Source organism: Paenibacillus sp. J31P190 (assembly GCF_059692075.1).
Genome location: NZ_JCAUAS010000034.1, coordinates 40,692 through 61,099 on the forward strand (window position 1 = coordinate 40,692; position 20,408 = coordinate 61,099).

A 20,408-nucleotide genomic window follows, 5' to 3' on the forward strand; every position below is an offset into this window, starting at 1 on the left:
TAATCCTCCCACCGAGCGGCTGAAGAGTTTTCTCGAAGAAAACCCACTTCGACAGCTTGCGCTTATCGTTTAACCGCATTCCTTGCGGAATTAATCTTCGATGACGATTCCCATGCTGCGAGCAGTACCTTCAACCATACGCATTGCAGCCTCAACGGATGCAGCATTTAGGTCAGGCATTTTTTGTTCAGCGATTTCGCGAACTTTAGCGCGTTTCACAGTTGCAACTTTCTTTTTGTTTGGTTCACCGGATCCTTTTTCGATACCAGCAACGACGCGAAGAAGAACTGCAGCCGGAGGCGTTTTAGTGATGAATGTAAAGGAACGATCCTCGAATACAGTGATTTCAACTGGAATGATAAGACCAACTTGATCAGCAGTACGAGCGTTAAACTCTTTACAGAAAGCCATGATGTTCACACCTGCTTGACCCAATGCTGGACCGATCGGTGGTGCTGGATTTGCTTTCGCAGCTTGAACTTGAAGCTTCACGATTTTAATAACCTTTTTTGCCATGATAGACACCTCCTTGCTTTTAATATGGGATCTCATTGCCATCCCACTAACGAAGGTCTATCCCGAGGAATAGACCTGGTAGAAACCCTTGGTTTTCTTGTTTTATAGCTTTTCCACTTGGTCGAAATCGAGCTCAAGCGGGGTTTCTCTACCAAACATGTTGACGTGTACCTTAAGTTTACCCTTGTCAGCAACAATTTCTTCAACAGAGCCGACAAAGTTTGCGAAAGGTCCTACCTTGACGCGTACGGTTTCTTTGAGTTCGAAGTCGATTTTCTCCTTCGGCTCTTCCATACCCATATGCTTCAGGATAGATTCAACTTCCTCAGGTAATAATGCAGTCGGCTTAGAGCCGGATCCTGTAGAACCTACGAATCCAGTTACTCCTGGCGTATTACGCACGACATACCAAGAGTCATCCGTTTGAATCATTTCTACGAGGACATAACCCGGATAAACTTTACGCATGACGACTTTTTTCTTGCCGTCTTTGTTTACCAGTTCTTCTTCCATAGGCACAAGCACACGGAAGATCTTGTCCGTCATTTCCATAGATTCAACGCGTTTCTCTAGGTTGGCTTTCACTTTGTTCTCATACCCTGAATAGGTATGTACGACGTACCATCTTTTTTCCATGAATAAATTCACCTATAGTCCTGTTTATTTAAAAACAAGGCGCAGCAACTCAGAAATTCCTAGATCCAGCACAAAAAAATAGATGGCAACAAAAGTTACGGTACCAATAACGACAAGCGTATAGGTAGTCATTTCTTTGCGACTTGGCCACTTGACCTTTTTGAGTTCTGACCAACTGTCGGTGAAGAAGGAAAAAGTGGATCCGAAGCTTTGTCTCATTCTAGCCAAGAACGCCACAAACTACACCTCCAAAGAACTACCTAGTCTCGCGATGAGCAGTATGTTCATTGCAAAATTTGCAATATTTCTTCAACTCAATACGGTCGGGATTGTTGCGCTTATTTTTAGTGGATGCATAGTTTCTTTGTTTGCAATTTGTGCACGCTAATGTGATGATGACCCGCATGATGTACACCTCCTACAGACACTTTCTAATTAAAGCCCTTCTAAGCGCGTCAAAAAGAAAGCGACTTTTAGGGCTACCTGAAATACTTTATCACAACCCGTAATAGGGTGTCAAGGCAGAAGTCTCATAAATGCGAGAGTATCATCAGTATAGACCCTCTAGACAATTGTTAAACATTCCCCCAAAGAAAAACACCCGCACAGCTTAAGCGGCGCGGGTACTTCCTACAAATCTCGGACTTCTAGATAACGTTCAAGTTTGCGTTTAACACGTTGAAGAGCATTATCAATAGACTTCACATGACGATCGAGATCAACGGCAATTTCTTGATACGATCTGCCATCGAGATAGAGCATCAGCACCCTGCGCTCTAGGTCACTTAATATCTCTCCCATTTTATCTTCAAGGCCCGTAAACTCTTCTTGATTGATTACAAGCTCCTCAGGATCTGTAACCCGGGAACCGCTAATAACGTCAAGCAGCGTACGATCAGAATCTTCATCATAGATAGGCTTGTCCAGTGACACGTAGGAGTTAAGAGGAATGTGCTTCTGACGCGTTGCTGTTTTGATAGCCGTGATGATCTGTCGAGTGATGCACAGTTCAGCAAAGGCTTTGAATGAAGCAAGCTTGTCTCCTCGGAAGTCGCGAATAGATTTATATAAACCTATCATACCTTCCTGCACAATGTCTTCTCGGTCTGCACCTATCAAAAAATAAGAACGTGCTTTGGCACGTACGAAATTCTTATATTTATTGATAAGGTATTCCAACGCTTCGCTACTGCCTTCACGAACTGCTTCGACGATGTCTTCATCTGGCTTGAGGTCATAATCATACATTCTCAGTTCTTTGAGGTCGACACTCACCAACAATCCCTCCGGCCTGCAGGACTACCCAGATTCACTATAAAAGTTTAGGTTAAGTATACATGAAGAAAACTCACACCGTCAACGGGGAACCGCACCATTTCTAGCATTTGGAGGATTCACTCTCCTCTTCGCCACCGCTCGAACTGCTCTTTGAGCTCATGGCTCAGTTTACTTTCGAACGGATTACGCTTGGATGAGGTTTCAGGATGAATACGTTCTCTCACTTCTTTGCGATTCTGTTTGATTTTGACTAGCAGTTCACCAGCGGGCATCCGAAGAGCTCCTTTACCGAATATGACATGCTGCTCAATCATATCCGAGGTGGCTACGTAGATCTGCTTACGCCTTCCCATCAGATTCGTGACCAGGCGTTCGATCCGTTCATCTGCCGTTTCCTTCTCTTTGGTATAGAGTACTGTAAGCTTACTCTGCACATATTTCTTACCAAGTCCTGGTACCATATAGGCATCAAAAACAAGATATACCTTCATACCCGAGTAGGATTGATACTCCGCTAGCATATGAATTAACTGATCGCGAGCGCCCTCCAGATCCGTGTCCTTCAGCTTACTCAGCTCCGGCCAAGCGCCAATAATATTGTAGCCATCAACAATCAGAAACTGTTCCATTTCATTTAACTCTTATTACGCTGTCTAACCACTTCATACATCAATACCCCCGCGGCAACGGACGCATTCAAGGAATTCACATGCCCTGCCATCGGAAGCTTAACTAAGAAGTCACATTTCTCTTTAATTAATCGACCAACACCTTTACCTTCATTGCCAATAACAAGTGCTATTGGAATACTAAAGTTGGCTTTATACACGTCTTGAGCGGCGGTTACATCCGTTCCAGCGACCCAAACTCCCTGCTCTTTCAATTTCTCAATCGTCTGCGCGATATTCGTCACACGCGCAACGGGAACATATTCAACAGCCCCAGCTGAAGTCTTGGAAACTGTAGCTGTAAGTCCGACGGAACGACGTTTGGGAATAATGACGCCATGAACACCTGTGCAATCTGCAGTTCGCAGGATCGAACCCAAATTATGCGGATCCTCGATCTCATCAAGAATCAAGATAAAAGGTTCTTGCCCGAGTTCTTTAGCCTTAGCTAGAATATCTTCTACTTCGACATACTCGTAGGCAGCAACTTGCGCTACAACCCCTTGGTGTTGAAGTCCTTCAGCCATTTGGTCCAGCTTGCGCTTGTCCGAAAACTGAACGATAATGCCTACATTTTTGGCTTCCGCTACAATAGGACCCGCGAATTGCTTCTGAGCACTCTCTGCAATCCATATTTTATTAATCGTCCGACCTGCACGAAGCGCCTCCAGAACGGAGTGCTTCCCGCCGATATATTCTTCATCCATTCCTGTTCCTCCTAAAAGTTTTGCTTGAACAATACAATCATCGTTAGCTTAAGCTACTTGTTCTGCTTATAAGTAATCGCAAAGTCTAATATTTCCTTCAATCTCTCAAAAGATTGTTTATAGTACAAATATCCGATTAAGCACTCAAACGCGGTGCTGTGCCGGTATTCCAGCACCTCCGCGTTTTTGGCTGTAGTTCCTGATTTGGCATTGCGTCCCCGCTTTACCATGTCTACTTCTTCTTCCGATAGCATCGGCATCAAAGCCTCCAACAATTTGGATTGCGCTTTGGCTGAGACATATCCCGTCGATGCTTTGTGCAAATGGTTCGGCCGATGGTTAGGTCCAGATATGACATATTGCCTGATGTATACTTCATACACAGCATCCCCTATATATGCCAGTACAAGCGGATTCAGTAAATGGGGACTTTTAGATGGCGGAAAAATAAAAAGGTTTGCACCGTCATGGATAGACTCGCTCATTTACGTCGCCAACGTATTCCCTGTGGTGTATCTTCAAGGAATATCCCTTTCTCTGTGAGCAGATCACGGATTTCATCCGCGCGAGCCCAGTTCTTCGACTTACGCGATTCCGTCCGTTCGATAATCAACTGCTCAATCTCTTCATCCAACAACTCATCCGTTTGCTGCGAAAGAATCCCTAAGGTTTGGTCGAACGCTTGCAGCTGATCTAAGAAAAGCTGCAGCGCGGCGGCATTTACCCGCTCCTGTTGCAGGTACAGGTTCGCTTCAGCAACAAGGTCGAATACCGCTGTAATTGCATCCGGAGTATTGAAATCGTCGTTCATCTTATCGTCAAACTGGCTCGCAATCGCAGTCAGGCGATCCGTTAATGTTGATTCTATTTCGCTAGTCGCAGAAGCAGTAGTAAGTCGATGCTTCAAGTTGTCATAAGCATTCTGAATACGTTCTAACGCGTTAGAGGCTTGTTTCAAGCTTTCATCGCTGAAATTCAGCGGATTGCGATAGTGCGCGGATAACATAAAGAAACGGAATACTTGCGGCTTGATTAGTTTAACGAGATCACGAATAAGAATTCCGTTGCCAAGTGACTTGGACATCTTCTCATTGTCAATGTTAAGGAAGGCATTGTGCAGCCAATAATTAGCCATCGGATGCCCCGTTACAGCTTCAGTCTGAGCGATTTCACATTCATGATGCGGGAACGTCAAGTCTTGTCCGCCACCGTGAATATCAATCGTTTCACCCAAATATTTGCGCACCATGGCGGAACATTCGATATGCCAGCCTGGACGGCCTTGGCCCCATGGACTATCCCAATAAATTTCTCCCGGTTTGGCTGCTTTCCACAGAACAAAATCCTGAGGACTCTCTTTGCGATCGTCTACTTCAATGCGGATACCGTATTGGAGCTCTTCCAGATTTTGATTGGATAACTTGCCATACTCCGCAAATTTGCTGGTTCGGTAATAAACGTCACCGCCGGCTTCGTAGGCAAAATCTTTCTCAACTAGGGCGACAATGAAATCTATAATTTCCTGGATGTTCTCCGTCACACGCGGATTCAAAGTAGCATCGTGAACGCCAAGCGTTTTGACGTCGTCCAAAAAGGCTTGAATGAATGTTTCTGCAAGCTCTGGAACGGTAACAGCCAACTCCTCGGCTTTACGAATCATTTTATCGTCCACATCGGTAAAGTTCGTAATATAGGTCACTTCATACTTCTGAGATTCCAAATAGCGACGTACAACATCAAAGAAAATTACCGGTCTGCCGTTACCAATATGAATATAGTTATACACAGTAGGCCCGCAAACGTACATCTTCACTTTGCCTGGTTCAATTGGAACGAATTCTTCTTTTTTCCGCGTTAGCGTATTATACACTCTGAGTGTCATGTTCTCTCGTTTCTCCATTCTTAAGGCGTTCTTGTTCAAGTTGCTGTTTTAAATCATTAATCTGATTCTGTAATTCCTGAAATATATCAACAATAGGATCAGGTAAGTTCCCATGGTCCAGACGATTTACACGAACCCCGTCCCGCTTAACAAGTTTAGCAGGGATCGTGACGACGGTGCTATTGGAAGGAACTTCCTGAATGACTACCGCATTAGAACCAATACGTGAATTTTCGCCTACAAGGAAAGAACCAAGAATTTTGGCACCAGAGCCAATAACTACATTATTGCCAATAGTTGGATGTCTCTTACCTTTTTCTTTGCCCGTCCCCCCTAAGGTTACCCCTTGGTATAGGATGACATCATCACCAATCTCACAGGTTTCCCCGATAACAACACCCATGCCATGATCAATAAATAGTCTCTTCCCTATAGTTGCACCCGGATGAATCTCAATCCCTGTCATGAACCGGCTCCACTGCGAAACGATACGAGCAATCGTATACATTCCTCGCTTGTAAAACCAATGACCGATTCGATGGGACCAAATCGCATGAAGACCAGAATACGTAAAAACAACCTCAAACCAGCTGCGTGCAGCCGGGTCGTTATCGAATACGGCGGATATATCAGATTTGATCGTTGCCCACATGTTCTCACCTTCTTCGTAGAAATCATACAAGGATTCTTCTTCTAAAACAAAAAAAGCCCCCGCAGCCATATGGCTGCAGAGGCGTAGTTATCGCGGTTCCACTCTGCTTGGTGACTCGGAAGTCTCCCAACTTAAGTTCCCGTAACGTGGGTATTCCGGCTGCGCCTACCCTACTCTTACGAGTATTCGGCGCGGCAGCTCCCAGGTGCATTTCCGATTACAGGAATTGGATAACTCACAGCCAAAGCCTCGCGGCTTCGATTATCCTCTCTGATAAATCCCTAGTTAAACGTACTCTCCTGATCATTGCATTCGATATTGAACTAAGTATAGCGAAAAGAAACCCGCTTTACAATAAGTTCCTTAGACGTGATGCGACTTTTTCTTTGCCAAGTAAGTAAAGAGACACATTTAAGTCAGGTCCGTGCACTTGCCCCGTTAGAGCAGAACGAATGGACATGAATAGTTGTTTCCCTTTGAAGCCCGTATCCTTCTGCACTTGTTTCAGCAAAGCAGGGATGGCTTCTACGGTGAAAGCTTCCGCTTGCTCGACTTGCGTGAGGAAGCTAGCTAGCACAACAGGCACATGCTCCTCTTTCAAAACAGCAGCTGCTTCCTCATCGATGACCAACTCTTCTTTGAAGAAGATGCTGGATAGCTCGACGATCTCTGCCGCGAAACGCATTCTCTCTTGATTGAGGCCTACCAGAGCCGTTACCCACTCTTGAACTGCGGCATCCAAATCACCTTGGATGTATCCTGCCTTTTGCAGATGAGGCACGCATAACTCGACCACTCGGGAGAGCGGCGCCTTTTTCAAATAAGCATTGTTCATCCAATTCAATTTATCCATATCAAACACAGCCGGACTTTTGGATACGCGATCCAGGTCAAACTGGGCAATAAGTTCTTCTTTCGTGAACATTTCTTCTTCGCCGCCAGGAGACCAGCCGAGCAGAGCAATGAAGTTAACAACAGCTTCAGGCAGATAGCCTAGCTCTTTGTACTGTTCGATAAACTGAATGATGGATTCATCCCGTTTACTCATTTTTTTGCGATCTGGATTCAAGATAAGCGCTAAATGAGCAAAGTCAGGCACAGGAAGTCCCAGTGCTTCGTACATGAGGATTTGTCTTGGTGTATTGGATAGATGCTCCTCACCGCGAATAACCAGATTGATTTTCATCAAATGATCGTCCACAATGACAGCAAAATTATAGGTTGGAATACCATCGGTACGTGCAATGATGAAATCACCAATCCCATTGGATTCAAATTCAACATGCTCTCGCACCTTATCCTGAAAGCCGATAATCCGGTCTTCTGGAACACGGAAACGAATGGAAGGCTTGCGTCCTTCAGCTTGATAAGCAGCAATCTGCTCAGGTGTTAAGTTACGGCATTTACCTGAATAACCGCCCATTTCCCCGCGTGCTTCTTGCTCTGCCCGCTCCTGCTCCAAATCCGCTTCCGAGCAATAACAATGGTATGCGTGGCCGCTCTGAACCAATTGATCGAGATACGTCTTATAAATATCCAGGCGCTCCATCTGACGATAAGGACCGTATGGACCTCCGATATCTACGCTCTCATCCCACTCTAAACCAAGCCATCTTAGGCCATTCAGTTGATCCTCGATACCAGACTCTTTATGACGAGTTTGATCAGTATCTTCAAAACGAACAACGAACGCACCGCCATGGCGACGCGCCAATAAATAATCAAACAGTGCTGTACGAGCACCGCCAATATGTAAATGTCCAGTCGGACTAGGTGCATAACGCACACGTAAAGGCTGATTCATGTGTGTACCCTCTTCTCCCCAATATTACCTGCTATTCTAGCACATCTCGAATTAAACAAACAACCGATTGCGCAGCAATTCCTTCACCTCGACCCGTGAAACCAAGCTGTTCCGTCGTCGTAGCCTTCACATTGACTTGATCTGGCTTAGCGTCTAGCGCAGCGGCAATAATTTCTACCATCTGCGGGATGTACGGCGCCATTTTGGGCTTCTGCGCAATGATTGTAGAGTCCGTATTCCCAAGGTGATAACCTTTGTCCTTAGCCAGCTGCCATACCTGCTTCAGCAGTACTAGACTATCCGCATCCTTGAACTCTGCAGCTGTATCCGGGAAATGCTTCCCGATATCGCCTAAGCCCAGTGCGCCTAAAATAGCATCGCTAATAGCGTGCAGCAGTACGTCCGCATCGGAGTGACCGAGCAGCCCTTTTTCATAAGGAATCGTCACGCCTCCAATAATGCACTTACGGCCTTCCACCAACTGATGAACATCAAATCCTTGTCCTACGCGAATCATAGCTGTCCCTCTCCCCTTACGTTGTATAGTATCCATTCTGCCCATGGCAAATCTTCCGGTGTCGTAATCTTAATATTATAATAGTCCCCTTCGACCACATGCACCGTTGTTCCTATTCGTTCAACCAACATCGCATCGTCCGTCCCCATGAAATCATCCTGAAGAGCCCGTTCGTGCGCTTCCTGTAGAAGAGAAAGCCGAAAAGCTTGCGGCGTTTGGATCGCCCACAAGCTTCGTCTATCGGGTGTAGATTGAATTCGTTTCTCGGTATCTACGATTTTGATCGTATCTTTAACAGGAACGGCCAGTACAGCTGCATCCTGTTCTTGTGCTTTCACAAGACAATCGAACACATGTTCTTTTTTCACAAAAGGCCTAACACCGTCATGAACGAGTACCCACGTTGTATCCCTCTGTAAGGAGTCCAGACCCCGTCTAACGGAATCTTGACGTTCGGCGCCTCCTGCTAGCACATGAGTGACCTTGGAAAGAGCGTAGTCCTGCACAAAGCCTCTACAGCGATCTACATCAGTTCCCCCAACAACGAGAATGATTTCATCCACTTCATGTATGTTTTGAAATAATTGCAAGGTATGTACCAGAATTGGCTTGTGTCCCAGTTGTAAGTATTGTTTACTTTCAGCCGTTCCCATTCGCGAGCCCTTGCCCGCTGCCACGATGATAACTCCTAGCTTCCCCATAAGACCTCCAACTAAGTGCTTTCAAAAGAAAGCTTTCTTCGTAAGCATAGGCCCATAGAGCTATGTTACATCTCCTTATCATACTGGTTTTACTGTGCTTTTTCCAATAGTTTCGGTTTAGCGAAAATCATACGTCCCGCCGATGTCTGCAGAACACTTGTGACCATCACTTCGAGTGTCATCCCAATGAATTCACGCCCGCCTTCCACCACGATCATCGTACCGTCGTCCAGATAAGCTACACCTTGTCCATGCTCCTTGCCATCCTTAATGACTTGAACTATGATTTCTTCACCCGGTAGGACAACAGGCTTCACTGCATTCGCGAGGTCGTTGATATTGAGTACAGAAACACCTTGCAGTTCACATACTTTGTTTAGATTGAAATCATTCGTAATCACTTTGCCTTGCAGTACTTTTGCGAGTCGGACTAGCTTGCTATCTACTTCAGATATTTCCTCGAAATCTCCTTCGTAAATGAGCACTTTCACTTCAAGTTCCTTTTGAATTTTGTTCAAAATGTCCAGACCGCGTCGACCGCGATTCCGCTTGAGTAAATCCGATGAATCGGCAATGTGCTGCAGCTCTTCCAAGACAAATTCGGGAATAACGAGGGTACCCTCGATAAAGCCTGTTTTACAAATATCAGCGATCCTGCCATCAATTATGACACTAGTGTCGAGAATCTTATGCTCCTCATAAGGACGGTGTGTCTGCTTCTCGGGGCCTGTGGATCGACTCTTTGCAATGATCTGAACCAGCTCTTCCCGCTTGCTGTAACCGATACGGAACCCCATAACAGCTAATACCGCAGACACAATGAACGGTAAAAAGGGACTAGCCCACTTCGCCTGCTCCAGTACAGGGAACACCAATACGGATATAAGCAGTCCAATGACTAAGCCTAACGTACCTGAGAGTAAATCGGACACCGGGATATCCGCTACATTCCTTTCGCCTCTCATAAGCAGTTTCATTCCCTGACTAGCAACCCATGACGAAAGGAAGAACATACCTACTGCGCATAAACTATTAATCCAAATAACTTGTCCCGCATCACTCATTAACACTGTCTTTCGAAGGATCGAATCACTCCAACTATAACCTAAACTACCACCCATGATGGCCAAAATGATTTGTACCCATTTCCTCATCACAGATTCACCCCCTAAATCAAACTTGTTTTAAGCCTTATTACAATTATGTTCCAATTTCTCCAACGTTAATCACTTCTTTACATGGAAAATTGAAATATTAGAGGGCTTCCTTTATAATGAAATTAGAAGTTACCAACACACCCGAGGTGGATGGAATGAGCTCCTTGACTTTAAAGCAGTTTCAGGATCAAGTATCTGAATTGTTACTCCGTCACCGAAGTCTGCTTGACGTCTTATCCAAATTTCAACAGTCAGGCGCAGCTACTAATCGTTCCGTGGTGAAATCTATTACGGAATGTGGATGTATTCAGGTTCATGCAGCTAAGCAAGAGTATCATCCTGAGATGACTTTGGATGAGGCTAAGGATGTACTCGGCACTCATGTATCTGGTCACTTATGTGAACAATGCATTGAGGTCGTAAGTACGGAACTGGGTAGAAACCTCTTCTATATGTCTGCACTTAGTAACATCCTAGACGTAAATTTGGAGCAAGTCGTTGAGAACGAATCGAAGAAATGCACAACACTGGGACTATTCAACATGTCATGAAAACGAAAAAAAGCATTTATTTTCTCTCTGAATCATCAGAAGAAAATAAATGCTTTTTATTTTCGAAACCTGTGTTAAACGTCCGATTTCACTGAATTCGTGTCGTCCATGCCTCGTCTTTTGTTCTTTCTCCGGAGACGGATGAAGAACCCATCAACGTTTTTTTTTAGGCCATATAGCGCGTACGCTAACAGGGGTACGAAAATCATTTTAGAAATAGACTCTGGCCACTTGATAGCGATCAAAATAGCTACAGCAACAATAATTGGCGTAATCCAGATCGCTGCTTTCGGAATACCCGCTTTTTTGAAGTTTGGATACTTCACTGTACTTACCATTAAGTAAGACAACAGGATAGTACTCACTAACAAAACATATACATTAATTTCGTTCACGAACAAAGCTAGTGTACAAAGAACTCCGCCCGCGGCTGGAATCGGAAGACCGATAAAATAGCCAGGCGTACCGGCAACAACATTGAAACGAGCTAAACGGAGCGCTCCACAAATCGGGAAGATCGCTGTAACAATCCAAGCAAATGCCGGACTAATCACATTCGGGTCATTAAATGCAACCACATACATGATAAAAGCGGGTGCTACACCGAATGAAATGACATCGGACAGCGAATCTAACTCTTTACCGAACTCACTCTGTGCGTTCAAAGCTCTGGCTACACGTCCGTCAAGTCCATCAAGCAACATAGCGACAATGACAAGTACTGCTGCAACTCCATGTTCACCACTGAAAGCAAGAATAATTGACAATACACCTAGGAATAAGTTCCCTACTGTAAAAAGACTGGGAATTGATTTCGTTAACATATGTTTTTGTCCACCTCTGGATTTACTATACCCTTATCTCGACTTAATAAAACCTCGACTGCATAAAACTGCCTTGCCTTAACAAAACCTCAACAATGATACTTTATGATTGTATCTAGTTTAAATATGTCTGTCAATGAACACTTGTTCTTGAATTCTTTTGAGACCTTCCTTAATGGCGCGGGCTCTCACCTCTCCGATTCCGTCAACTTCATCCAATTCTTCAATTGTCGCCATCATCATATGAGGCAGGTAACCAAACTTTTCGACCAGATTGGCAATAATGATTGACGGTAGCCGCGGAATTTTCCCTAAAATTCGGAACCCCCGAGGGGACACCGGTTCTTCTGCAATTGAATTCGTATGCGGATATCCAAGCAATCGGATGATTTGGTGCGGCTCCAGCAGTTCATCCGAGGATAACCGCTTTAAGCCTGCTTGCATTTCTTTGACGCGGTCTTCCGATAAATCACGTACATAATCTTTTACGATCAAACGCGCTTCAAGTTCCGCATTCCCGACAAGTTCTTCAAGCTGCATGCTAATGAGGCGGCCTTCATTCCCAAGCTCATTAATGTATCGGTTAATCTCGGCCTTAATGCGCAGCACCATCTCAAACCGAGCAATGACATTGGTAACATCGTGCAATGTTACCAATTCTTCAAACTCGGATGCGCTTAGATTGGTAAGCGACTGATCCAATACAACTTTGTAACGCTCCAATGTCTGGATCGCTTGATTCGCCTTAGTCAGGATAACACCAATATCTTTCAGCGCGTAACGCAAATTACCTTGATAAAGTGTTATGACGTTACGCCGCTGTGAAATCGAAACAACCAACTTATTGGTTTGCTTCGCAACACGTTCGGCAGTCCTATGCCTGATTCCCGTCTCCGATGATGAGATAGAGGAATCTGGGATTAATTGTGTGTTCGCATATAGGATGCGTTTGATGTCCTCACTAAGGATAATCGCACCATCCATTTTAGCAAGCTCATATAAATAATTGGGGGAGAAATCACAATCTATGGAAAAACCGCCATCGACGATTTCCGTTACTTCTGTACTATATCCAACTACAATAAGTCCACCCGTTTTGGCGCGTAGGACATTCTCTAACCCATCACGGAACGGTGTACCAGGTGCTACCATTTGCAGCAGTTGGCTCATGACGTCTCGCTTTATCTCTTCTTTGCTCATCATTTTCCTCCTGAAGGCTTGCAGGTTGAATGACCACGAGTTAACCCAGTGCCGCTTTCAATGCCTCTGCTACCGTGTTCACTCCGATAATCTCCATACCGGGCGGATGAGTTCATCCCTTCAAACTTTTTTCCGGCATAGTTACTCTACGGAATCCAAGCTTTTCCGCTTCCTTCACACGTTGATTAATCCGGGATACACCGCTGACTTCTCCGGTCAACCCGATCTCACCGAACAAGTCCCGTCTATAATCTTCTTCTTAAAACAATCCCATACATATATAATACATTTCACATTCGAAATTCATGCTGCTTTGATCCAACCTAACACCCTTAATCCGAACTGTACTACTGGATGGAGTTCATTTGCTAAATCCTTACAACTAAGTATAACGGAAAATTCATTCCTTTAAAAGAAGTTGTATATATTGAAAGATCAGTTCTAATTATCTTCCTCATCCCAAGGTGCTTTCTCCTCTTTGCCTTTAGAAGAAGCGCCAAATACAGAGTGGATGACTTGACTCAATGTCTTACACGGGATTACCTTTATTGTAGAAAACGTAGTTGTGCTTTTCAATCCATTGAGCGCAATATAGACACGTTTGAAACCCATTCTTTCAAGCTCTCTAATTCTTAGTTCTAACGTCGGTACTTTTTTTAATTCACCCGTTAATCCAATATCTGCGATAAATACAGTATCATTGGGGATACCTTGATTCTTGCAGGAAGAAACAATGCTCATTATCGCGGCTAAATTTGATGATTGTTCTTTTAAACGAATACCGCCTGTCGTTTTAACAACCACGTTCTTATCATGAAGAGGGATATTGGCTCTTTGCTCCATGATGCTGATAAGTGTATTCACATGGTCCTTTTTTAAACATTCAGCAATCCGGCTTGGGTATGGCATGAACGTGGTTGATACCAGACTTTCTATTTCCAAAATGATGGGTCTTGTACCTTCTTTAACGACTGTTAATGCACTTCCACTAACTACATCATTCTCGTCTCTTTGTGTCATAAAGAACTCTGAGGGATTATCAATAGGTGTTAATCCTTGCTCACCCATTGTGAAAAATCCAAGCTCTCCTGTGCTGGCATAGCGATTTTTAGTCGAAAATAGCTGTTTTAGCTCCTCGCCTTCCTCCCCCTCGAGGACAAGAACAGCATCTACCAAGTGTTCTAATGCTCTTAACCCAGCTAATTCGTTATCTTTGGTCATCTGCCCAACCATTATAATGGCTCTTGGTCTTTGTGCATCTTTTGCGACCTTTAAGAGAGTATTCGCGCATTCCATCGTCTGCGTAGGTGAACCAGGTCTTTGCGGATATTCTTCTAATACAAAAGTTTGAATACTATCAATAATAATGAGGTCAGGGTCTACTTGGTCAATACAACCTAAGACATTATTCAAACTATTATCAGAATAAACCCAAACGTTTTTATGAATATCTTGCAAGACTCGCTCTGCTCTTCTCTTTATCTGACTATCACTTTCTTCACCTGAAGCATACAGCACTTTCAATCCTTGCTTTGCCACATCATCTGATATTTGCAATAAGAGTGTGGATTTTCCAGCACCTGGAACAGCCGTAATAATCGTAACAGAATCTTTAACGATTCCTCCACCCATTACACGATTAAATTCATTGTACTTGGTAACAATCCTATCACTGTTTTGGGATACGGTATCTGTAAGACGGTTTATGATAACATTCTTCTTTTTGATTATGCCCTTCTGACCACCGCTAGGAGCGATTGTAACATCATCTTCTTCAAGGGTATTCCACTCACGACAACTACTGCACGAACCTTGCCATTTTGGATGTTCTTGACCACAACTGGTACATTTATATATGGTTTTCTTTTTCATAGTTAAGATTCACTTCCCCAATAATCAAATAGTTCTGCAAACTCTTCCAATAACTTAATTTTTTTCTATTGGAATCGTCAATGCTTTGCTCTTCTTGCTTTATTTCAAGTCTTTTATACAGCCAACTAGGTGATAACTCTTGTTTATTTCTACATCCACGTTCTATCATACATTTTTTTATGCATTTCTTACATATTTATCAATGGTTATACCATTTGAGATACATTATTTATTTATTTTAACAAACTTTATTACGTTCAAAGTAGCAAATGAGCTATTATCTGCTACATATTCTATATCTTTCTTGATCAGCTTCTTATCATACACATTTCACTTTAATCTTTACTTCTTTAACTCTTCCAAAATTATAATATTCAATGCCGTCGATTAGACAGCTCTTTATGAATAATGTCGAATTGCTCATTTGATGGGGGCTGTGACAAAAAAAAGCATTTTGCTGCACCCTAGACAGGATGGAGCAAAATGCTTCTTTGCTTTCATTATTTTGCGGCTACGCCTTCGCCCTTCAGGACGACAAGTTCGCCATCTTTCTCATCAATGGTTAAAGAGTCACCTTTGGCAATATTGCCTCTGAGAAGTTCCTCAGATAAGCGATCCTCGATATGCTTCTGAATCGCTCTGCGAAGCGGTCTTGCGCCGTAAGTCGGGTCATACCCTTCTTTGGCAAGGAACGTTTTCGCTTTGTCTGTCAGCAAGAAATCAACCTCCTGCTCTTTCAAGCGTTTGCGAAGATCGTCCGCCATCAATGTGACGATTTCTGCGATATGCTTCTCCTCCAAGGAGTGGAAGACAATAATTTCGTCGATCCGGTTAAGGAACTCCGGACGGAAGCTTTTCTTGAGCTCGCCCATGACTTTATCCTTCATATTGGTGTAATCTCTACCTGCATCGACAGCAGCCGTAAAGCCAAGCGAAGAATTTTTCTTAATCATATCCGCGCCAACATTGGATGTCATAATAATCAATGTGTTGCGGAAATCAACCGTGCGTCCTTTGGAATCTGTTAAGCGACCATCTTCCAGCACTTGCAGTAGTATGTTGAATACTTCTGGATGTGCTTTCTCGATCTCATCGAGCAGTACGACCGAATATGGCTTACGGCGAACTTTCTCCGTGAGTTGACCGCCTTCTTCGTATCCAACGTAACCCGGAGGCGCCCCTACTAATCTAGAAGTCGAGTGCTTCTCCATGTATTCCGACATATCAATTCGAACTACTGCGTTATCATCACCGAAAAGAGATTCTGCTAATGCGCGTGCTAATTCGGTTTTACCAACACCCGTTGGTCCGAGGAATATGAAGGAGCCCATTGGACGTTTCGGATCTTTCAGACCTGCTCTAGCGCGGCGAATGGCACGACTTACCGCTTTAACAGCTTCTTCTTGGCCAATGACACGCTCATGAAGAATATCTTCCATTTTGAGCAGACGCTCTGTTTCTTCTTCAGCAAGTTTACTTACCGGAATTCCTGTCCAGCTCGCCACAATTTGCGCGATATCATCTGGCGTTACTTCTGTGTCCAAGCGACCTTGCTTCTCTTTCCAATCATTTTTCGTTGTATCCAACTCTTCGCGAAGCTTTTGTTCCGTATCACGAAGTCCAGCTGCTTTCTCGAATTCTTGACTTTGAACCGCTGCATCTTTCTCCTTACGGATGTTATCCAGCTTGCTCTCAAGCTGTTTCAATGAAGGCGGTGTTGTGTAAGAACGCAGTCTTACTTTGGAGCTCGCCTCATCGATCAAATCGATCGCTTTATCCGGTAAGAAACGGTCCGTAATGTAGCGATCGGAAAGTTTTACAGCTTCTTGGATCGCAGCATCCGTAATTTTCACACGGTGATGAGCTTCATAACGATCACGTAATCCATAAAGGATTTGAATAGCTTCCTCAGGAGATGGTTGATCTACTGTAATAGGTTGGAAACGACGCTCTAAAGCCGCATCTTTTTCAATATACTTACGATATTCATCCAACGTTGTAGCACCAATACACTGCAGTTCGCCTCTAGCTAGAGCCGGTTTCAGGATGTTGGAGGCATCAATTGCGCCTTCCGCTCCGCCTGCGCCAATCAAAGTGTGAAGCTCATCAATGAATAGTACAATATTGCCCGCTTGACGAATTTCGTCCATGATCTTTTTGAGACGATCTTCGAACTCGCCGCGATACTTAGTCCCTGCTACAACAGAGCCCATATCGAGGGTCATTACCCTTTTGTCCTTCAACGTTTCCGGAATTTCATTATTGATAATTTTCTGAGCAAGGCCTTCAGCAATCGCTGTTTTACCAACACCTGGCTCACCGATCAGTACCGGATTGTTCTTCGTTCTGCGACTCAATACTTGAATAACACGCTCAATTTCTTTGCTGCGCCCAATCACAGGATCCAAATGACCCTCTTTGGCATACGCCGTCAAATCTCTCGCTAAACCATCCAATGTAGGTGTGTTTACATTCGGATTACTACCATGACTTGGTGACACCGTCTCGCTGCTTCCAAGCAATTGAAGGACTTGTTGACGTGCTTTATTCAAAGAGACACCTAAGTTATTAAGTACTCTTGCAGCAACACCTTCTCCTTCGCGAATAAGCCCGAGTAAAATATGTTCAGTCCCCACATACGTGTGACCTAATTTTCTCGCTTCGTCCATCGAAAGTTCAATGACCTTCTTCGCTCTAGGCGTATACGCAATGTTGGTAGGCTGTTCTTGTCCTCTGCCAATCAGTGACTCAACTTCGTCTTGAATTTTCTCAAGACCTAAGCCCAAAGCAACGAGCGCTTTAGCGGCAATGCCTTCCCCTTCACGAATAAGACCAAGTAAAATGTGCTCCGTACCAATATTGTTATGCCCTAAACGAACAGCTTCCTCTTGAGCAAGAGAGAGCACCTTTTGCGCACGTTCCGTAAATCTTCCAAACATCATAGAGAACACCTCCAAAATTAGTATATCTATAGAAATCCTAAAGGATGAATCTAATATAGGGATCTTTAACGGAGTTAAAGTCTCTCCTCTTCTTAAACCCTACCAAATCTTTCGCGAATCAACTCAGCCCTGCGTATATCTCGCTCTTCGGCACTTAATTTCTCACCGGCATATTGTTGAAGAAAACCAGGTTGCGTCATCACCAACAATTCATTCAAAACATTCGATGAGACGTTGTTGATAATTCCAAGGTCAATGCCAAGTCTCACATCTGATAAACGCTGCGCGGCTTCTTTCGAATCCATAATTCCCGCATAAGATAGAATTCCTAATGAACGGTTCACACGATCTATTATCCGCATTCGGGACTCTTGAATCAGCTTATGTCTCGCAGCACGTTCATGCTCTATAATTTGCCTTGCCACACTGTGCAAATTATCAATAATCTCATCTTCGGATTGGCCAAGCGTAATTTGATTCGATATTTGAAACAGATTTCCTAAAGCTTCGCTGCCTTCCCCGTATAATCCTCTAACTGTCAACCCAACTTGCGTAACAGCTGATAAAATGCGATTAATTTGTTGGCTTAGCACTAGCGCCGGTAAATGCATCATCACCGAAGCTCGGATCCCGGTACCGACATTCGTAGGGCAGCTTGTTAAGTAACCCCTTTTTTCGTCATACCCGTAATCCAGCTGTGTTTCAAAAATATCATCGATTTGGTTCGCCAAATCCCATACTTCTTTAATCTGAAAACCGGGACATAAACATTGTATGCGAAGATGATCCTCTTCGTTGATCATAATACTAATGGATTCATTTTCGCTTAAAATAACGGCACCATTCCTGGATTCGTTAGCTAAATTAGGACTAATTAAATGCTTTTCTACCAGAACCATTCGCTCAAGCTCATTCAGATCCGACAACGGGATGAGCGAAAAATTGCTTATCGTCTCCAACTCATCATTCTCAAGCACCCCGGACAAATGATCCAGTACTTCTTGTGATTGTTGATTCGTCGCTAGCATTGGATAAGGGTAGTCCCTAAGGTTGCGAGCAATGCGGATCCGACTACTGATGACGATATCCGATTCAGGCCCTTCGCCTTTCATCCATTCACTTAATGCATCTGCTGTAAACCGCTGTGATGTCACTGGATTCACACCTCCTTACAAACTCACATACCCGCAATTTTCTTCTCAATTTCACGAATTTGATCACGAATCTTTGCAGCCTGTTCGAACTCTTCTTGTTCGATACAGGACATCATATCCTTCTTGAGCGTATCAATTTCCCGCTTACATTGGATGATGCCACCACTTCGCTTGGGCACTTTTCCGACGTGAACGATATTTCCATGCACTCTTTTGAAGAGAGGATCTAATTTTTCTGAAAAGCTTTGATAGCAAGATCCGCAACCAAAACGTCCTAATTTGCTAAATTGAGAATACGTAAGGCCACAGCTCTCACAACGGATCGCCTGAGACTTTGCAGCGGATAGAGATGATGGTTCGAAATCAAGTAATCCTGACAACAGATTGTGAATCGAAAATCCGTTGGATGTTCCGGGAATCATTTCACCCTTCTCACGAGCGCAATTCTCACAAATGTGGAACTCGTTCTTGTCTCCATTCACAATCTTAGTAAAATGAAGAGTCGCCGGTCGTTTCCCGCATTCCTGACAAATCATTTCATATGCCTCCTCATCTGCTAAGCAAGGATATCAGCATTGCTTTAAGAATCTTAGCCCGAATTTCATCGCGCAGCGGGAGCTTGAAGGTCAACACATCTCTCGAAATTGCTGCCCGAATCAGGTTAGCTTCTCGTGTTGAAATATAGTGGCCTTCCTGCAGTTGGTATACGAGTCCTTCAGAAGTAACTTGATCAATGTGCGTATGAATCGTGCGAAAAATGTGGTCTAAAATGGACCCGTGACTCTTGAGTTCGATTTTTTGGATACGAATGTATCCACCACCGCCGCGCTTGCTTTCCACAATGTAACCTTTTTCCAAGGTAAACCTTGTACTGATCACATAATTGATTTGGGAAGGCACACATTGGAACTGATCAGCTAGATCATTGCGTTGAATCTCAATGGCCCCTTCGGAACTCTGCTGCAGGACATGTTTTAAATACTGTTCAATAATTTCTGATACGTTGCGCATCAATTCGTCCTCCCAGATTGCCAGAAGTAAATTGACTTTGACTTTCTTTGACCTTAACTAGATTATAATCATTTCCTTTCTTTTTGACAAGTACTGCTCCAAAAATCAAATCCTTAATGATCCGATAACCAAAAGTGAACCTTACTATTGTTGACCTTACCTACAGTTTTATTCGAAATAAAAACAAAAAAGCCTTCCTGAGATTACTCTCAAAAAGGCTTTTTCTTGTGCTTGGCAACGTTCTACTCTCCCAGAACCCTGCGGTTCAAGTACCATCGACGCTGGAGGGCTTAACGGTCGTGTTCGAGATGGGAACGCGTGGGTCCCCTCCGCCAT

The 20,408-nt window shown here is 43.9% G+C and carries 22 protein-coding genes, 1 rRNA gene and 1 pseudogene; 1 reads left to right on the forward strand and 23 read right to left on the reverse strand.

Going from position 1 to position 20,408, the window contains the following annotated elements:
* Positions 1-90: 90 nt before the first annotated feature.
* From rplK to AC58U0_RS33680, 14 genes are all read right to left on the reverse strand, one after another.
* The gene (gene rplK / locus AC58U0_RS33615; protein ID WP_028557508.1) at positions 91-516 is read right to left on the reverse strand and encodes a 50S ribosomal protein L11; all 426 of its coding nucleotides are present in this window, start codon (positions 514-516) and stop codon (positions 91-93) included.
* 102 nt (positions 517-618) lie between these two features.
* The gene (gene nusG / locus AC58U0_RS33620) at positions 619-1,152 is read right to left on the reverse strand and encodes a transcription termination/antitermination protein NusG (RefSeq protein WP_029196473.1); all 534 of its coding nucleotides are present in this window, start codon (positions 1,150-1,152) and stop codon (positions 619-621) included.
* Positions 1,153-1,176: 24 nt separating this feature from the next.
* On the reverse strand, positions 1,177-1,389 hold the full coding sequence (gene secE / locus AC58U0_RS33625; RefSeq protein WP_047683213.1) for a preprotein translocase subunit SecE: 213 nt from the start codon (positions 1,387-1,389) through the stop codon (positions 1,177-1,179).
* Between the two features lie 19 nt (positions 1,390-1,408).
* Positions 1,409-1,558, reverse strand: a complete 150-nt coding sequence (gene rpmG, locus AC58U0_RS33630; protein ID WP_079418041.1) for a 50S ribosomal protein L33 — start codon at positions 1,556-1,558, stop codon at positions 1,409-1,411.
* A 224-nt stretch (positions 1,559-1,782) separates the two neighbouring features.
* A complete protein-coding gene (gene sigH, locus AC58U0_RS33635) occupies positions 1,783-2,427 on the reverse strand; it encodes an RNA polymerase sporulation sigma factor SigH (RefSeq protein ID WP_028557511.1) in 645 nt (214 codons plus the stop codon).
* Positions 2,428-2,546: 119 nt separating this feature from the next.
* Complete coding sequence (locus tag AC58U0_RS33640) at positions 2,547-3,059, reverse strand: NYN domain-containing protein (protein ID WP_261303083.1); 513 nt, start codon at positions 3,057-3,059, stop codon at positions 2,547-2,549.
* A gap of 5 nt (positions 3,060-3,064) precedes the next feature.
* Positions 3,065-3,805: a 23S rRNA (guanosine(2251)-2'-O)-methyltransferase RlmB gene (rlmB, locus tag AC58U0_RS33645; protein WP_497383084.1), complete on the reverse strand. Its 741-nt coding sequence runs from the start codon at positions 3,803-3,805 to the stop codon at positions 3,065-3,067.
* 53 nt (positions 3,806-3,858) lie between these two features.
* Positions 3,859-4,290, reverse strand: coding sequence for a Mini-ribonuclease 3 (locus AC58U0_RS33650; protein WP_497383085.1), 432 nt, complete (start codon positions 4,288-4,290; stop codon positions 3,859-3,861).
* A complete protein-coding gene (gene cysS / locus AC58U0_RS33655; protein ID WP_497383086.1) occupies positions 4,287-5,687 on the reverse strand; it encodes a cysteine--tRNA ligase in 1,401 nt (466 codons plus the stop codon). Before cysS ends, AC58U0_RS33650 begins: the two co-directional genes overlap by 4 nt.
* Positions 5,668-6,339: a serine O-acetyltransferase gene (gene cysE, locus AC58U0_RS33660; RefSeq protein ID WP_246321031.1), complete on the reverse strand. Its 672-nt coding sequence runs from the start codon at positions 6,337-6,339 to the stop codon at positions 5,668-5,670. Before cysE ends, cysS begins: the two co-directional genes overlap by 20 nt.
* 349 nt (positions 6,340-6,688) lie before the next feature.
* The gene (gltX, locus tag AC58U0_RS33665) at positions 6,689-8,143 is read right to left on the reverse strand and encodes a glutamate--tRNA ligase (RefSeq protein WP_497383087.1); all 1,455 of its coding nucleotides are present in this window, start codon (positions 8,141-8,143) and stop codon (positions 6,689-6,691) included.
* A 31-nt stretch (positions 8,144-8,174) separates the two neighbouring features.
* Complete coding sequence (gene ispF / locus AC58U0_RS33670; RefSeq protein WP_057304279.1) at positions 8,175-8,660, reverse strand: 2-C-methyl-D-erythritol 2,4-cyclodiphosphate synthase; 486 nt, start codon at positions 8,658-8,660, stop codon at positions 8,175-8,177.
* Positions 8,657-9,361 carry a 2-C-methyl-D-erythritol 4-phosphate cytidylyltransferase gene (gene ispD, locus AC58U0_RS33675; protein ID WP_497383088.1) on the reverse strand — a complete coding sequence of 235 codons (705 nt, stop codon included), beginning with the start codon at positions 9,359-9,361 and terminating at the stop codon, positions 8,657-8,659. Before ispD ends, ispF begins: the two co-directional genes overlap by 4 nt.
* A gap of 89 nt (positions 9,362-9,450) precedes the next feature.
* The gene (locus AC58U0_RS33680) at positions 9,451-10,518 is read right to left on the reverse strand and encodes a PIN/TRAM domain-containing protein (RefSeq protein WP_057304281.1); all 1,068 of its coding nucleotides are present in this window, start codon (positions 10,516-10,518) and stop codon (positions 9,451-9,453) included.
* 155 nt (positions 10,519-10,673) lie between these two features.
* Here AC58U0_RS33680 and AC58U0_RS33685 point away from each other — a divergent pair, with 155 nt between their 5' ends.
* Positions 10,674-11,069 (forward strand): hypothetical protein, encoded by a 396-nt coding sequence (locus tag AC58U0_RS33685; protein ID WP_047683251.1) that lies wholly within the window; start codon positions 10,674-10,676, stop codon positions 11,067-11,069.
* Positions 11,070-11,143: 74 nt separating this feature from the next.
* Here the strand turns inward: AC58U0_RS33685 and pssA are convergent, their stop codons facing one another.
* The 9 genes and pseudogenes from pssA to rrf all read right to left on the reverse strand — a co-directional run.
* Complete coding sequence (gene pssA / locus AC58U0_RS33690) at positions 11,144-11,893, reverse strand: CDP-diacylglycerol--serine O-phosphatidyltransferase (RefSeq protein WP_057304282.1); 750 nt, start codon at positions 11,891-11,893, stop codon at positions 11,144-11,146.
* A gap of 120 nt (positions 11,894-12,013) precedes the next feature.
* Positions 12,014-13,093: a DNA integrity scanning diadenylate cyclase DisA gene (gene disA / locus AC58U0_RS33695; protein ID WP_082562248.1), complete on the reverse strand. Its 1,080-nt coding sequence runs from the start codon at positions 13,091-13,093 to the stop codon at positions 12,014-12,016.
* A gap of 40 nt (positions 13,094-13,133) precedes the next feature.
* Positions 13,134-13,331 (reverse strand): annotated as a pseudogene (locus AC58U0_RS33700) (DNA repair protein RadA); the annotation flags it as partial.
* Between the two features lie 203 nt (positions 13,332-13,534).
* Entirely contained in the window at positions 13,535-14,965 is a 1,431-nt protein-coding gene (gene radA, locus AC58U0_RS33705) for a DNA repair protein RadA (RefSeq protein WP_497383089.1), read from the reverse strand.
* Between the two features lie 500 nt (positions 14,966-15,465).
* Positions 15,466-17,907, reverse strand: coding sequence for an ATP-dependent protease ATP-binding subunit ClpC (gene clpC, locus AC58U0_RS33710; protein WP_497383090.1), 2,442 nt, complete (start codon positions 17,905-17,907; stop codon positions 15,466-15,468).
* Positions 17,908-17,999: 92 nt separating this feature from the next.
* Positions 18,000-19,019 (reverse strand): protein-arginine kinase McsB, encoded by a 1,020-nt coding sequence (gene mcsB, locus AC58U0_RS33715; RefSeq protein WP_497383091.1) that lies wholly within the window; start codon positions 19,017-19,019, stop codon positions 18,000-18,002.
* 65 nt (positions 19,020-19,084) lie between these two features.
* On the reverse strand, positions 19,085-19,597 hold the full coding sequence (mcsA, locus tag AC58U0_RS33720; protein WP_057304286.1) for a protein-arginine kinase activator protein McsA: 513 nt from the start codon (positions 19,595-19,597) through the stop codon (positions 19,085-19,087).
* A 13-nt stretch (positions 19,598-19,610) separates the two neighbouring features.
* Positions 19,611-20,072, reverse strand: coding sequence for a CtsR family transcriptional regulator (locus AC58U0_RS33725; RefSeq protein WP_029196492.1), 462 nt, complete (start codon positions 20,070-20,072; stop codon positions 19,611-19,613).
* A 229-nt stretch (positions 20,073-20,301) separates the two neighbouring features.
* Positions 20,302-20,408: ribosomal RNA gene (gene rrf, locus AC58U0_RS33730) — 5S ribosomal RNA — on the reverse strand; the annotation flags it as partial.

Coding starts and splice junctions, on each gene's coding strand:
- AC58U0_RS33725 (WP_029196492.1), bottom strand. CDS start 20,072: ATGCGCAACGTATCAGAAATTATTGAACAGTATTTAAAACATGTCCTG.
- radA (WP_497383089.1), bottom strand. CDS start 14,965: ATGAAAAAGAAAACCATATATAAATGTACCAGTTGTGGTCAAGAACAT.
- gltX (WP_497383087.1), bottom strand. CDS start 8,143: ATGAATCAGCCTTTACGTGTGCGTTATGCACCTAGTCCGACTGGACAT.
- disA (WP_082562248.1), bottom strand. CDS start 13,093: ATGAGCAAAGAAGAGATAAAGCGAGACGTCATGAGCCAACTGCTGCAA.
- clpC (WP_497383090.1), bottom strand. CDS start 17,907: ATGATGTTTGGAAGATTTACGGAACGTGCGCAAAAGGTGCTCTCTCTT.
- cysS (WP_497383086.1), bottom strand. CDS start 5,687: ATGACACTCAGAGTGTATAATACGCTAACGCGGAAAAAAGAAGAATTC.
- mcsB (WP_497383091.1), bottom strand. CDS start 19,019: ATGAAAGGCGAAGGGCCTGAATCGGATATCGTCATCAGTAGTCGGATC.
- mcsA (WP_057304286.1), bottom strand. CDS start 19,597: ATGATTTGTCAGGAATGCGGGAAACGACCGGCGACTCTTCATTTTACT.
- cysE (WP_246321031.1), bottom strand. CDS start 6,339: ATGTGGGCAACGATCAAATCTGATATATCCGCCGTATTCGATAACGAC.
- AC58U0_RS33685 (WP_047683251.1), top strand. CDS start 10,674: ATGAGCTCCTTGACTTTAAAGCAGTTTCAGGATCAAGTATCTGAATTG.
- ispF (WP_057304279.1), bottom strand. CDS start 8,660: ATGATTCGCGTAGGACAAGGATTTGATGTTCATCAGTTGGTGGAAGGC.
- ispD (WP_497383088.1), bottom strand. CDS start 9,361: ATGGGGAAGCTAGGAGTTATCATCGTGGCAGCGGGCAAGGGCTCGCGA.
- nusG (WP_029196473.1), bottom strand. CDS start 1,152: ATGGAAAAAAGATGGTACGTCGTACATACCTATTCAGGGTATGAGAAC.
- pssA (WP_057304282.1), bottom strand. CDS start 11,893: ATGTTAACGAAATCAATTCCCAGTCTTTTTACAGTAGGGAACTTATTC.
- rpmG (WP_079418041.1), bottom strand. CDS start 1,558: ATGCGGGTCATCATCACATTAGCGTGCACAAATTGCAAACAAAGAAAC.
- AC58U0_RS33640 (WP_261303083.1), bottom strand. CDS start 3,059: ATGGAACAGTTTCTGATTGTTGATGGCTACAATATTATTGGCGCTTGG.
- rlmB (WP_497383084.1), bottom strand. CDS start 3,805: ATGGATGAAGAATATATCGGCGGGAAGCACTCCGTTCTGGAGGCGCTT.
- rplK (WP_028557508.1), bottom strand. CDS start 516: ATGGCAAAAAAGGTTATTAAAATCGTGAAGCTTCAAGTTCAAGCTGCG.
- AC58U0_RS33650 (WP_497383085.1), bottom strand. CDS start 4,290: ATGAGCGAGTCTATCCATGACGGTGCAAACCTTTTTATTTTTCCGCCA.